This is a genomic window from Exiguobacterium sp. JMULE1, from assembly GCF_013337175.1.
Lineage (GTDB): Bacteria > Bacillota > Bacilli > Exiguobacteriales > Exiguobacteriaceae > Exiguobacterium_A > Exiguobacterium_A indicum.
This window is the reverse complement of sequence record NZ_SGWC01000002.1, coordinates 737,051-750,133: the sequence shown is the minus strand read 5'-3', so window position 1 is coordinate 750,133 and position 13,083 is coordinate 737,051. Positions and strand designations below refer to the sequence as shown.

The 13,083-nt window shown below is 46.5% G+C and carries 13 protein-coding genes; 3 read left to right on the top strand and 10 right to left on the bottom strand.

Annotated features, from left to right (window positions below; translation table 11 throughout):
* The first annotated feature begins 150 nt into the window (after window positions 1-150).
* Window positions 151-1,209, top strand: a complete 1,059-nt coding sequence (locus EXW93_RS04015; protein WP_055966945.1) for a PTS sugar transporter subunit IIC — start codon at window positions 151-153, stop codon at window positions 1,207-1,209.
* Window positions 1,210-1,295: 86 nt separating this feature from the next.
* Here the strand turns inward: EXW93_RS04015 and EXW93_RS04010 are convergent, their stop codons facing one another.
* The 3 genes from EXW93_RS04010 to EXW93_RS04000 all read right to left on the bottom strand — a co-directional run bounded on the left by EXW93_RS04010 (window position 1,296) and on the right by EXW93_RS04000 (window position 3,068).
* Window positions 1,296-1,925 carry an HAD family hydrolase gene (locus EXW93_RS04010; protein ID WP_035398397.1) on the bottom strand — a complete coding sequence of 210 codons (630 nt, stop codon included), beginning with the start codon at window positions 1,923-1,925 and terminating at the stop codon, window positions 1,296-1,298.
* Window positions 1,926-1,938: 13 nt separating this feature from the next.
* Window positions 1,939-2,502: a DedA family protein gene (locus tag EXW93_RS04005; RefSeq protein WP_035398399.1), complete on the bottom strand. Its 564-nt coding sequence runs from the start codon at window positions 2,500-2,502 to the stop codon at window positions 1,939-1,941.
* Between the two features lie 131 nt (window positions 2,503-2,633).
* Window positions 2,634-3,068 (bottom strand): YkvA family protein, encoded by a 435-nt coding sequence (locus EXW93_RS04000; RefSeq protein WP_174316049.1) that lies wholly within the window; start codon window positions 3,066-3,068, stop codon window positions 2,634-2,636.
* 136 nt (window positions 3,069-3,204) lie between these two features.
* On the opposite strand from EXW93_RS04000, the gene EXW93_RS03995 reads away from it, so the two are divergent.
* Window positions 3,205-3,954: an SDR family NAD(P)-dependent oxidoreductase gene (locus EXW93_RS03995; protein WP_023467453.1), complete on the top strand. Its 750-nt coding sequence runs from the start codon at window positions 3,205-3,207 to the stop codon at window positions 3,952-3,954.
* Window positions 3,955-4,288: 334 nt separating this feature from the next.
* Complete coding sequence (locus EXW93_RS03990) at window positions 4,289-5,536, top strand: murein hydrolase activator EnvC family protein (RefSeq protein WP_023467452.1); 1,248 nt, start codon at window positions 4,289-4,291, stop codon at window positions 5,534-5,536.
* 76 nt (window positions 5,537-5,612) lie between these two features.
* Here the strand turns inward: EXW93_RS03990 and EXW93_RS03985 are convergent, their stop codons facing one another.
* The 7 genes from EXW93_RS03985 to mtaB form a co-directional block, all read right to left on the bottom strand.
* Window positions 5,613-7,262 carry a methyl-accepting chemotaxis protein gene (locus EXW93_RS03985; RefSeq protein WP_174316048.1) on the bottom strand — a complete coding sequence of 550 codons (1,650 nt, stop codon included), beginning with the start codon at window positions 7,260-7,262 and terminating at the stop codon, window positions 5,613-5,615.
* Window positions 7,259-8,233 carry a BMP family lipoprotein gene (locus EXW93_RS03980; protein ID WP_023467450.1) on the bottom strand — a complete coding sequence of 325 codons (975 nt, stop codon included), beginning with the start codon at window positions 8,231-8,233 and terminating at the stop codon, window positions 7,259-7,261. Before EXW93_RS03980 ends, EXW93_RS03985 begins: the two co-directional genes overlap by 4 nt.
* Window positions 8,234-8,368: 135 nt before the next feature.
* Entirely contained in the window at window positions 8,369-9,034 is a 666-nt protein-coding gene (deoC, locus tag EXW93_RS03975) for a deoxyribose-phosphate aldolase (RefSeq protein WP_023467449.1), read from the bottom strand.
* Between the two features lie 76 nt (window positions 9,035-9,110).
* Window positions 9,111-9,995, bottom strand: coding sequence for an EamA family transporter RarD (gene rarD / locus EXW93_RS03970; protein ID WP_023467448.1), 885 nt, complete (start codon window positions 9,993-9,995; stop codon window positions 9,111-9,113).
* Between the two features lie 16 nt (window positions 9,996-10,011).
* Window positions 10,012-10,893 carry an EamA family transporter RarD gene (rarD, locus tag EXW93_RS03965; RefSeq protein WP_217448895.1) on the bottom strand — a complete coding sequence of 294 codons (882 nt, stop codon included), beginning with the start codon at window positions 10,891-10,893 and terminating at the stop codon, window positions 10,012-10,014.
* Window positions 10,894-10,940: 47 nt separating this feature from the next.
* Window positions 10,941-11,636, bottom strand: coding sequence for a 23S rRNA pseudouridine(2604) synthase RluF (gene rluF / locus EXW93_RS03960; RefSeq protein ID WP_174316047.1), 696 nt, complete (start codon window positions 11,634-11,636; stop codon window positions 10,941-10,943).
* Between the two features lie 107 nt (window positions 11,637-11,743).
* The gene (gene mtaB, locus EXW93_RS03955; RefSeq protein ID WP_023467445.1) at window positions 11,744-13,078 is read right to left on the bottom strand and encodes a tRNA (N(6)-L-threonylcarbamoyladenosine(37)-C(2))-methylthiotransferase MtaB; all 1,335 of its coding nucleotides are present in this window, start codon (window positions 13,076-13,078) and stop codon (window positions 11,744-11,746) included.
* Window positions 13,079-13,083: the final 5 nt, after the last annotated feature.

Genomic DNA, 13,083 nt, shown 5'->3' with positions numbered 1-13,083 from the left:
AACAATTCCGTTTCTGAAAGACGAATCCTTTGCTTGTTTGGAATTTTCTAACTTTTTCTTGACGTCCTTCTGTTCTTACCGTAAGATAAAACACAATTCATAACTTTTATACTGTTATGCACAAAAGCATTACATAAGGAGAGGATTTGTATGGATTCATCTATTTTGCGTCAGCCACGTCAATTCGCTGTTCATGTTTTAAACGGACTCAGTATCGGAATTCTTGTTGCCCTCATTCCGGGAGCACTACTCGGTGAACTCGCTAAGGCGTTGTTGCCATACGTATCCGGAGCCCAGCATGTTTTAGATGCCACTACACTCGCGATGCGCCTTTTGCCGATGGTGATTGGTGTTGCCGTAGCCATGCAATTTAAAGTGACACCGATTGCGACCACGTCGATTGGACTCGCGACGGTCGTTGGCTCAGGCGTTGCAACTCGTGCAGATGCGACCTTCGTTTTCGTCGGCACGGGCGACGTCATCAATGCCGGACTGACGGCAGCTGTTGCGACGGCAATCGTCTTATTGATCGGTGAACGTTTCAAGACGTATACGGTGCTTGTCATGCCAACGATTTTGATTGTCGGTGCCGGTGGGATTGGTGTTTTGACGTATCCGTTCGTGACACGGATCACGACAGCGATCGGACATGTCATCTCAGACTTTACGGCACTTCAACCCGTCTTAATGGGTATTCTGATTGCGATTACTTTTTCCGTACTGATCGTCTCTCCGCTTTCAACGGTCGGTATTGCGACCGCCATCAGTCTATCGGGTGTTGCCGCCGGAGCTGCAAATCTAGGCGTCTGTGCCGCTGGATTCGGTCTTGCGATTGCCGGGTGGCAAGCCAATTCGCGCGGAACGTCGATTGCTCATTTTCTTGGTTCTCCTAAAATCCAGATGGCGAACTTCATCCGTAATCCCTTGATGATTCTTCCTGTCATGTGTAGTGCTGCTATCCTTGGCGCACTAGCAGGAATGCTCGGCATCCAAGGTACACCGTTTAGTGCCGGCTTCGGAATGTCTGGATTAATCGGTCCGATCAATGCGTTACATCTGATGTCAGGAGGCTGGACATTGTTCAACATGACATTTGTTCTGGGATTATTCATCTTCTTGCCGGTCATCCTTTGTCTAGTGTTCCACCTGCTCTTCCGGAGATTCCGTCCATGGATGAGTGCAGAACCATACCGACTGGATTTCGAGTAAGTTCATCGTTATCGTTCTCTCATCACAAAAAAAGCCAAGCCGACCGTCTAAAAAATCGACGGATCGAGCTTGGCTTTTTGGTGCATTTATTTGATCACTGTCAGTAAGTCAAGCGGTGACTCGATGACATGGTCTGCCGAATCCCACTCGGATTGTGTCCCAAAACCGTACTGGCATAAAACGACCGGCATCTTTTCCTTACGAGCCGCTTCCACATCGGAAGACCGATCTCCGATCATCCAGTAGGACTCTTCCCCAAACTCCTCACGGTGCGCTCGTAAAATATCCGCCTTTTCTTTCCCGTTGACGGATTCTAAGCATTTCGGACTCGTGAAAAACGAACGAATGTCTTGACTATCCAGCACAAGGTTAAGATAGTGGTTGCCACAATTACTCGCTGTTGAAATGGTATGTCCTGCAGACACTAGCGCTTCTAATAAGGATCGAATTCCATCAAACAAGACATTCTGTTCTGCCATCGTCGCTTCTAGATGACCATGTCTTTTTTTACGAATCAACCGAATATCCTCTTCTGAGGCTTCTGGAATCGCCTTACGCCAAAAGGCACTTCCTGCTAAACCATAACTTGCTTGTACACTAGCTTTAGAAGGTTTTGGAAGATGCGGCATGTCCTCCATCGCCCGATGGATTGCTTCTGTCATCTGTTCCGTTGAATCGATCAATGTACCGTCAATATCGAATAAGATAATTGCCATGTTCCCACTCCTTTTAGATTTCTTTTTTTGCTTTTCTCTTTTTTTGAATCAAGTAGCCAACCGTAATCAACACACCTAAACCAATCCAAACTATTGGATGATTGAGATGGTGCAATTTTCGCCATTCATGCCCGACGGCTTTCCCGCCCCAAATGAAGATCGCCGACCAAAGGAAAAAGGAAATCGTCGTCACGACGGTAAACGTCCAGCGTGAAACACCAGTCAGACCGGCACCAATCGCAAATCCGATGCGCCACATCGGGGACAGAAGGAGAATATAGCGTCCCTTCGTCTCCATTTGTGTCTGAAACTGAAGCATTTTTGTTTCCGAAATCCGAAACCATTTGAATAAACGGTTCAATAACCGTTCACTCCCGAACTGACCAATCGTAAAGAAGAGGTTCTGACTAATGACGAAGCTCACTACAGCGAGGAACAACATGAATAGCAGATTCGCCTGTGCCGTGTGGACGAGATATCCGGCATACGCTAGCGGCACTTCGCTCGGTATGAATGGAAACATGAGCGTCATCATGATGCCAATATAACCGTATGACTCCATCCAGTGATGTCCCATCTTCGTCCCTCCTCCCCCTTTACCAACTATTTCTAGTGTATCGAACTTTCAAGAAGGCGTACAGGAAACGGCTCTTTTTACATCAGAAAGAGCGACTTCTCATAGTGAAGTCGCTCGGATCATCTATTTGATTAATACGCATCCTCACTTTGTACTGGTTGCGTACGGCGCTTTTGTTGTTCATCTTGCCAGTCACTGAAACGTGTCAATTCTTCAAAGACTGTTTTCGTGACGAAAAGGATGACCGCGATATCGTCTGCGAAACCAAATCCGAGTACGAAATCAGGTACGAGGTCAATCGGTGACACGAGGTAAATCAACGCTCCGATTACTTTTAAGATCGTCGTACGACGAATGTTGCGATATTCACCTGACTGGTACGCGCGAATCATATCGACGAATAACGTCAACGGTGAGAAGACGACGGACAAACGAGAGTTACTGTTTATCTTTGCAGTTGCTCGTTGTAACAACGAATTCGTCTTTTTCGGACGATCGATATAATCTTTTGCATCTTCGGCATATTGATTTTGTTGTTTTTCTAATTGTTGATTCGAGAATTTCATTCCTATTTTCCCCCATTCTAAAGTAACTTCAACGCTTTTCTATTTCCCTGTTCCTACGGATGATAATCCTGTCAGGTTTCAGGATATGATGGAACGGTAAAAAAGGGAGAGAAGCGTTACAGAAAGGATGATTTTTATGAATCATGTTAATCAAACCGTCATCATTACAGGAGCTGCGAATGGAATTGGTGCAGAACTCGCCCGCACCTATGCTGCGCATGGCGCAAATGTCGTTCTTGCTGATATCGATCAGATGACAGGAGACGAATTGGTCCAACAAATTGAAGAAGATGGTGGTACGGCTTACTTCTATCACCTCGATATCCAACATGAAAAAGACGTTCAACTGTTGATTGAAAAAGCGATTGAACATACTGGTCGCATCGACATTGTCATCAACAACGCTGGAATTATGATTCGAAAACCATTACTCGAATTATCGCTTGAGGAATGGGACCGAGTTCATCATACGAATCTGCGTAGCATCTTCTTGACAACTAAGGCGGCTACACCCTATTTGAAACAAAGTAAAAGTGGTGGTCGAATCATCAACCTTGCTTCGACCCGCGCCTTTATGTCGGAACCGCATACGGAATCCTATGCGTCGACGAAAGGTGGCATTTTTGCTCTGACCCATGCACTTGCTGTCTCACTTGGAGAAGACGGAATTCTCGTCAACGCGATTGCTCCTGGTTGGATTGAAACCGGTGACTATCAAGAATTATCACCTGAAGATCATAGTCAACATCCAGCTGGTCGCGTCGGAAAACCAAGTGATGTCGCTCGTGCGGCTCTCTATCTGACACACCCAGATAACGATTTCTTGACGGGCGAAACATTGGTCCTAGACGGTGGAATGACACGAAAGATGATTTATGAAGAATGATTCGTGCTGAGTGCCTTTCGGGGCACTTTTTCATTTCACAAAAACTATACTTATACCTTTTTCAAACATTAATAAACGTTCTATTTATATGATGTTACAAAAATATATCCTATGACATCATTCGGAAATCAATCAATCGTTCCTCAATTTTTCCTTCTATATCAACGATTCAAGCATGTCCTTTTACTTCTCTATCGTTATTTTCATAAATTCTTCATACTTTCTGCTAGTTTCTCTTGTATTTTTTTAAAAGAATTGTAAAGTGGATTTTTCGATTTTCTTGTTAGAGTGGGATAGGTAACACTTCACAAGGGAAAGGAATGACGCTTAGTTTATGAAACGACCTTTCGGAAAGTCACTCGGGCTATCGCTCATGACACTCACTTTACTCGCAAGTCCGCTCATGACGACAACTCCCGTCGACGCGGCAAGCTCATATAAAGAAAAGCAACAACAAAACCAGCAACAACAATCGAAGCAACGCGAGGCGTTGTCTCAAAAAAATAATCAATTATCTAAAGCACAGCAACAAGTCTACGCCCTGGATCAACAGATTAACGGGCTGACATTACAAGTCGTCGAAAATCAAAAGAAGATCGACGAAAACACGAAACAGATTGCTCGATTAGAAGATAAAATCGAAAAGTTACAAAAGAAAATCAAGAAGCAAGAAAAAATGCTCGGTGATCGCCTGGCAGTTCGTCAGTCTAAAGCCGATAATGCCCCGCTGCTTGAAGCCGTCTTCGGCGCAAAAGATGTCGGTGATATGATTAGCCGCTTCAATGCCTTCAATACGATTGCGGAAAGCGATGCTTCTTTGTTAAAAGATTACGAATCAAACAAAAAAGAACTGGCAGCTGCGAAAGAAGAATTGAAGCAGACACGCCAAGACTTGATTGAAGATCGTAATGTTTTAAAAAAGAAACAACGTGAACTGAAAGAAGAGAAACAAAAACGAACAGCCCTTTTGAAACGCTTGACGTCACAAAAGAAAAAAATAGAATCCAATATCCTCAGCCTGAAAGAGGCATCGGCCCAACTGAAGGCACAGGAAGCAGCTGAAAAAGCGGCAGCTCGTGCTGCAAAAGTAGCTGCCGCAAAAGCCGCGAAACAATCGGCAGCGCCAGCATCTGTTAGCAAGGCCAGTACGAAAGTCATCTCAAAAGCAAAAGGTAAATTCATCAAACCTGCTCAAGGCTCTGTTTCGCAAGGAATGGGTGCAGCAAGCGGAAGTAATGGTTATGCGTACCACAACGGAACAGACTTCGCTGGTCCACTCAACTCGCCAATCGTTGCGTCTGCAAGCGGAACAGTCATCTTAGCAAGTTCAGGTGGTCCTTACGGAAATCACGTCTATATCTCTCATAATATCGACGGGAAAACATATACGACCGTGTATGCTCATATGAATGCCTTAAACGTTAAACAGGGACAACAAGTCAAACAAGGACAGCAAATCGGTGTTCTCGGAAGCACCGGTAACTCAACTGGTCCACACTTGCATTTTGAAATCCACGATGGTGGATACCAGTATGATGCGAATGGACGGACGAATGAGCTCGATCCAGAAAGCTTCTTCTAATAAGTCTAATAAGTCGATTCAAGAAAAAGTGCACGCCTTCTCTTCCTGAGAAAGCGTGCACTTTTTGCTGTGTTCATTAAATTTTGAATTGATGTGTCTGACTGTCAAGCGACGTCGTCGTCGATTCGAGTTCTTGCATCAATTGATGAATCTGTTCGAACGATGCCTGTTGATCACGCATCGAAGCAGCAATTTCTTCGTTTCCGGCTGCAAGTTCTTCCATGACGCCACTGACTGTACTGACTTGACCAACGACATGACGGGCTTGTTGTTTCGAATGAACGAGTTGTTTCGTCACGTAATCGAGCGTTTCCGTCACACTTGCTACCTTTTGACGCGTCTCACCGAATGCTTCTTGAACGTGTGTGAAGTTCTCGACCTGATTCGTCTGCTCCCGCTCCGCTTGCACGAGTGCTTCTTGTAAGACAGCACCATCCTGACGAATCGAACGAACGAGTGAGAAGATTGAGCGCGTCGCCTCATTTGTCTCATCCGCTAACTTTTTAACTTCACTTGCTACGACGGCAAATCCACGACCGGCTTCCCCAGCCCGCGCCGCCTCGATGGCCGCATTAAGTGATAATAAATTCGTCTGTGCAGAAACTCCAGCGACGAGTTGCGCCATCTGTTCGATTTGTTGCGTCTGCTCTAAGAAACCTTCCAGTTTCTGACCAAGTTCGCGATTTTGTTCTGTTGATGCACGTAGTGATGCGGCCTGTTGTTCCATGATGGAACTACTTTGAACCATCACGTGATCGGCCGCCTGTCCTTCTGCATAAGCCGTTTGTGCACGTTGTTCACTCTCTTCAAAGAGCTGTTGCATATCGGACATCGTACTGACTGTCGTCTGGATATCGTCCGACACCGTTTGTGTCCCGCTCGCCATCTCATTGATCGCATGGGTCATGTTACCAGAAACTTCAACGATGTTCGCGTTCTCCGTCGTCGCTTCCGTACTCATCTGACGAATCGTATTCGACGAACGACTGATCGTTCCGATGACCTCATGCAATGTTCCTTGCATCTGCGCAACCGCTGTCTCGAGTCGACCAATCTCATCTTTTCGACCGGATACGACTAATTCCTGCGATAAGTCTCCGTCCGAAATCTGTTCTGCTGTCCGGACGACACGGCTGATCGGTCGCGTGATGCTACGTGCGAAGTACCAGTTGTATAACGCAAGACCAATCAGGAGAATGAATGTCGCAATCATGACGGTCCGCGTCAGGTTCAATGTCTCGTCTTTTGCTTCACGTTGTAAGACACCATAAAACTCTCCATTTTTCGTATGTAACGTATAGAGATCACTGAGCACACCTTCGATTCGTGCGGCATGGGAGCGAATCTCAATCGGATTCATCGCGTCCGTCAGTTCCGTCCGTTTCGCAGCAAGCGTCTTATATTTCATATCCGCCCGGTTCAACTCTTCTTGAAATGCTGGAATCAAATACGTCTTTTGTAACTGGTTCAAGGCTTGTTCGTTCTTTTTGCTAAGTGCCTGTACTTGCTCCGCCTGACTTTCAGACGGTTGGCTTGCCAGTCGGTTCCATGCTGCCTGTTCATATAAGAGCTTCGTTTCAAGCTCTGAGATCTCAACGAGCTGTTTCCCGTAATCTTCGTTATAGGACTGAATTTGACGGAGTTGGAACAAAGTCCATCCCATCAAGATGACGACACTCAAAATCGTCACTAACGTGGAGAGTAAAAATCGTTTCCGTAACGTCATTGGATCGTCACCTTACCTTCGAGCACGTCTTGTTGTAGCTGCTCTAATTTTTTTCGTTCCCCGTCCGTAAAGTTCGTGTTTCGGATTGGAGCCAACTGGATTGCCCCTTCTTTGACACCCAGGACGACTTGTCCGGACTGTAGACCTTTCGCAGCCACATCTTGTCCGATTTTCGTGATCGCAAGATCAACTTGTTTTAGCATTGACGTCATGACAGCGTCAGGTGCGATCGGGGTCTGATCGCTATCGACACCGATCGCTTTTTTCCCCTTCGTTTGCGCTGCCTCAAGGACACCGCTTCCCGTCAACCCCGCTGCTGCGTATAACACGTCTGCCTTTTTCTGCATCATTTCGTTTGCGAGCGTCCGTCCCTTTTCAGGCGCTGCAAAGTCCTCTGCGTATTCGACGAGTACTTTTGTTTTTGGATTGACGGCTTTTGCGCCAGCTATGTATCCTTTTTCGAATTTTTCGATCAGAGGTGACTTCATCCCACCGACGAAACCAATCGTATTCGTCTTCGTTTGGATACCTGCAGCCGCACCCGCTAAATAGCTTCCTTCGTCCTCTTTGAACGTAACCGAGAGTACGTTCGGTAACGTCGATACAGCATCAATCAAGGCGAATTGTTGTTTCGGATATTTTTTAGCAACGGTCTCAAGATCCGTCTGTCCCATGAATCCGAGTCCGACGATGACGGTCGGCTTCTTCTTCGCTAACGCTTCGAATGCTACTTTATAGGTCTTCGTTTCGTTCAACTCTCGGTAATCGATTGACCAACCTTCCTTCTCGCGTAACAACGCCATACCGCTCATCGCCGCATCGCTGAATGATTGATCGCCAAGACCCACATCCGACAAGACGACTGCCATTTCCTTTCGTTCCTTGACTGCCCGTTCTGGATCATCGATGACACTGCCGCACCCTGCGAGGCTAAGTGTCGATGCCAGTATGATTCCACTCCACCGTTTCATTCATTCCACATCCTTCCGACATTCTACATCTGATTATCGGAAGCGATGTCTGACTTCTTAATACAAAATTTAAATTCAGAATAATTCCATAACAAAAAAATGCCCCTCAAAAAAAGAGGGACATTTGAGATATTCTTAGTAGTCGCTATCAGAAGTACCACCTGTAACGATTGCGATTCCTGCTGATGCGCCAATGCGCGATGCACCTGCATCGATCATTGCTTTTGCACCTTCGAAGTCACGAACGCCACCAGATGCTTTAACACCGATGTCAGGACCAACTGTCTCACGCATGAGACGGATGTCTTCGACAGTTGCACCACCTGTTGAGAAACCAGTCGATGTCTTCACGAAGTTAGCACCTGCTTTAACTGAAAGTTCAGCAGCTGTTTTGATTTCTTCTTTTGTAAGAAGGCAGTTTTCGAAGATGACTTTAACGAGTGTACCGTTTGCCGCTTCGACAACCGCACGAATGTCACGTTCTACTAACTCAAGATCGCCATCTTTTAATGCGCCGATGTTGAGAACCATATCGATTTCAGTTGCACCGTTTTGGATCGCATCCTTTGTTTCGAATGCTTTTACTTCTGGTGTGTTTGCTCCAAGTGGGAAGCCGATGACTGTACATACTTTGACGTCATCATCTGATTTTAAGAGTTCTGCTGCTAACGCGACGTATGTTGGGTTAACACAGACGCTTGCGAATTTGTATTCTAATGCTTCTTTACAGAGTGTTTCGATCTGAGCACGTGATGTTTCTGGCTTCAGTGCCGTATGGTCGATCATTCCTGCTAAATTCATGTTTGTTGTCCTCCTTAAGGGTATCCCTTAGACTCTGTTTTTATTCTATCACGCAAGAGGTCAGACTTCTATCTTTTTACGCGACTTTTCGGAGCTGTTTTTTCCGAATCCAGACACCATTGAGCGTAAAGACGATTGCTGCTGTCCAAATACATGTAAACGCCACCATGTGCGTTTTAGTAAATGGTTCGTGATACAGCAACACACCGAGTCCAAGCGACAAGGTTGGTGCGACGAATTGCAGGAATCCGACCCACGTGAACGGAATCCGTTGTGCCCCGAATCCGAATAACAAAAGTGGAACAGCGGTGACAATCCCGGTCAAGATGAGTCCGGTCGTCGTACCGACAGATTCGGTCATCGAAGACGTCCCTTGTACTTGCCAATAGCCTAGGAAAATCAAAGCCAGCGGAAGCGGCGCCATCGTCTCGAGCGTCAGACTGACCGTTGATTCGAGTGGTCGCCGCTTTTTGACGACGCCGTAAAAGCCGAAGCTTAAGGCAAGTGCGATCGAAATCCATGGAAACTCGCCGTAGCCAATCGTCAAAATCAAGACACCGATCGTCGCAAGGACAATCGAGATCCACTCGATCCGTGAAAGCTTTTCCCGAAAGAATACGACACCAAAGACGATGCTGACAAGCGGATTGATGTAATAACCAAGCGACGCTTCGACAATGAATTGATGATTGACGGCCCAGATATAGATGAACCAGTTCAGACTGATGATCAGTCCGTTTAAGAAAAAGAGTCGCCGCGTGAACGGATCGCGTAACGCCGTTTTCCACTTCCCAAGTGCTTTTTGAAATGATAATAAGATGAGCAGAAATAAGAATGACCAGATGATCCGGTGTGCCAGTATCTCTTCACTCGGTACGTTGGCGAGCATCTTCCAGTAGAGCGGTAAGAGTCCCCAAATGATATACGCGACAAGTGTCGCAAAGAATCCTGGTAGATTCACGTAATCCCTTCTTTCATTATGATACCTTCTTCATTCGCATTTTTCCTGCCGATAAACCGCTGATCGTAAAGAGAGCAACAGCAATCCAAATGAACAGGAAAGCGATGAAGTGAATCGTCGTAAAGACGTCATTAAATAGATAAATTCCAAGGAGTAGCGTCAGGGTCGGGGCAATGTATTGGAGAATCCCGACGTAGACAAACGGGATTTTCGGCATTCCGTATCCGAATAACATCAATTGGACTGCTGTTGCGATCCCGAGCATGATGATCGCAACCAGCGCACTCGTCGGCATCGCAAGCGGTTGACTATCTGTCACACCAAGCGTCAAGAGAGCGAACGGGAGCGTGACCAGTGTCTCTAAAAATAATCCGGATAATGGTTCGGCTGCTGCCTTTTTCTTTAGTACACCGTAAAATGCGAACGAGACGGCAAGTGAAAAGGCGATAATCGGAAATTGACCATAACCGAGCGTTAAAATCATCACACCGATGATTGCTGATAAAATCGCAATCACTTGCGGACGCGTCAATCGTTCCTTAAAAAAGATCAAACCGAACAAGACGCTGACGAGCGGATTGATGTAATACCCGAGTGACGACTCAACGATATACCCTTCCCCGATGGCGTAAAGATAGAGCGACCAGTTCCCACCTAATACGAGCCCTGCCGCAAGCACGGTATAGCGCTGGCGTTTGTTTTGCCATAATTGACGAACGAATTGGAATTTCTTCGTCAGGCGTAGTAACAACGTCACGAAGATGAACGCACTCAATATCCGAATTGAAACGACCGTCCATGCTGGAATACCAGCAGCAAATACTTTGTAGATCGGCAACAGTCCACCAATCACGTAGGCGACAAATGTCGCACTCATACCCCGTTTATCCACGGTCATCCCCCTTATGTATGAAGAAAGCCGCCAGTGGCGACTTTCATTGAACCTTATTGCCCGTCAAGCGTCGTAAACAACACGCGTAATTCCTCTTCTGTCAAATCTCGCCAAGAACCAATCGGTAAATCGCCAAGCTCGATGTTCATGATCCGGACGCGTTGGAGACGCTTAACTCGGTAGCCGAACTCTTTACACATACGGCGAATCTGACGATTTAACCCTTGCGTCAAAATGATCCGGAATGTCCGTGTCTCAAGTGGTTCAACGATGCATTCCTTCGTTGTCGTACCGAGAATGTCAACACCACTCGCCATCCCTTGAATGAACGTATCCGTAATTGGTGCATCGACGGTTACGATATATTCTTTGTCGTGATTGTTTTCTGCTCGTAAGATCCGGTTAACGACATCACCGTCATTCGTCAACAGAATCAAGCCGTCTGAATCTTTATCGAGGCGACCGATTGGGAAAATCCGCTTCGGATGATTGACGAAATCGATGATGTTTCCTTCGATATCAAGCTCTGTCGTACACGTGATGCCGACTGGTTTATTTAAGACGATGTAGACAGGTTTTGGTTTTGTCTGAAGCGGCTGACCGTCGATTTCGACGACGTCCGTTTCTTCAGCTTGCGAGCCGAGTTCTGCTGTCAGACCGTTGATCGTCACACGACCTGCATCGATCAGTTTATCGGCAGCACGTCTTGAGCAAAAACCCGTTTCGCTAATGAATTTGTTGATTCGCATGAATGATATCCTCTTTCCTTAATTGAACTGTATTCAGTGTAGCGCATTCCTGAAATGAAAACAAAAAAAGTGGCAAAGAAAACCAGAGGTTTCCTTTGCCCTTTCGATTAGACCGCAGCGTCTTTTAATGTCTGCATGATGCGGACGAATTGACCATCATTCATCGGATAGCCGGCTTTCGTGATTTTGACACGAACGAGTTGTCCGATCATTGACTCATCGCCTTCGATTGCGACACGCAGATAGTTATCCGTGTAACCGACGAGACGACCGCCTGCTTCTTCCGAAAATTCTTCCGGAATGATCTCAAGCAGTTCTCCCTCGTATTTCGAAGCATATTCCTTCGCGAGTTGATCTGATAATGCGATCAAGCGCGCGACGCGTTCTTCTTTGATTGATTCCTCGACTTGATCGTCCATCATCGCAGCTGGTGTTCCCGTCCGTTTCGAGTACGGGAAAACATGCAATTCACTGAACTTATGATCATTGATGAAGTTGAACGTTTCCATGAACTCTTCTTCCGTCTCACCTGGGAAACCAACGATGACATCCGACGTGATTGCACAGTCAGGCAGGACTTCCTTCAGACGTGTGATTCGTTCTCCGAATTCCGCCATCGTATACTTGCGGCGCATTCGGCGAAGGACCGTATCGGATGCAGACTGGATCGGAACGTGCAAGTGACGAACGACGATCGGCGAATCCTTCAGGACATCAAGTACCTCGTCCGTGATTTGACTCGCTTCAATCGACGAAATGCGCAAGCGTTCAAGTCCATTGACGGATTCGAGTGCTTTAAGTAATTTTGCTAAGTTGTAGTCTTTCAAGTCTTCTCCGTATCCACCTGTATGGATTCCCGTCAAGACGATTTCTTTGTAACCCGCATCAACGAGCTGTTGTGCTTGCTTCAAGACATCTTCCGGTTGACGAGACCGCATGAGACCACGCGCCCATGGGATGATACAGAACGTACAGAAGTTGTTACAACCTTCTTGAATTTTCAGCGAAGCCCGTGTCCGGTCCGTAAAGGCCGGTACATCCAGTTCTTCATAGACTTTTGCTTTCATGATGTTTCCGACCGCATTGATTGGCATGCGTTCTTCACGGAATTGTTCGATGTATCCAATCATTTTATGCCGATCTTGTGTTCCGACGACGACATCGACGCCAGGAATCGCCATGATCTCAGCAGGAGACGTTTGAGCATAACAACCCGTTACGCAGATGACACTATCCGGATTTTGGCGAATCGCCCGTCGGATGACTTGGCGACTTTTCTTATCTCCGGTATTCGTGACCGTACATGTATTGACGACATACACGTCCGCATGATCCGCAAAATCAACGCGTGCGTAGCCAGCGTCCTTGAACAGTTGCCAGACAGCTTCTGTTTCGTAATGGTTGACTTTACAGCCAAGCGTTTGAAAGGCAACAGTTGCCATTTCGT

Bases quoted from the DNA above. Each gene is read 5' to 3' on its own strand.
- EXW93_RS04015 (WP_055966945.1), top strand. From the start codon at position 151: ATGGATTCATCTATTTTGCGTCAGCCACGTCAATTCGCTGTTCATGTT.
- EXW93_RS04010 (WP_035398397.1), bottom strand. From the start codon at position 1,925: ATGGCAATTATCTTATTCGATATTGACGGTACATTGATCGATTCAACG.
- EXW93_RS04005 (WP_035398399.1), bottom strand. From the start codon at position 2,502: ATGGGACATCACTGGATGGAGTCATACGGTTATATTGGCATCATGATG.
- EXW93_RS04000 (WP_174316049.1), bottom strand. From the start codon at position 3,068: ATGAAATTCTCGAATCAACAATTAGAAAAACAACAAAATCAATATGCC.
- EXW93_RS03995 (WP_023467453.1), top strand. From the start codon at position 3,205: ATGAATCATGTTAATCAAACCGTCATCATTACAGGAGCTGCGAATGGA.
- EXW93_RS03990 (WP_023467452.1), top strand. From the start codon at position 4,289: ATGAAACGACCTTTCGGAAAGTCACTCGGGCTATCGCTCATGACACTC.
- EXW93_RS03985 (WP_174316048.1), bottom strand. From the start codon at position 7,262: ATGACGTTACGGAAACGATTTTTACTCTCCACGTTAGTGACGATTTTG.
- EXW93_RS03980 (WP_023467450.1), bottom strand. From the start codon at position 8,233: ATGAAACGGTGGAGTGGAATCATACTGGCATCGACACTTAGCCTCGCA.
- deoC (WP_023467449.1), bottom strand. From the start codon at position 9,034: ATGAATTTAGCAGGAATGATCGACCATACGGCACTGAAGCCAGAAACA.
- rarD (WP_217448895.1), bottom strand. From the start codon at position 10,893: ATGACCGTGGATAAACGGGGTATGAGTGCGACATTTGTCGCCTACGTG.
- rluF (WP_174316047.1), bottom strand. From the start codon at position 11,636: ATGCGAATCAACAAATTCATTAGCGAAACGGGTTTTTGCTCAAGACGT.
- mtaB (WP_023467445.1), bottom strand. From the start codon at position 13,078: ATGGCAACTGTTGCCTTTCAAACGCTTGGCTGTAAAGTCAACCATTAC.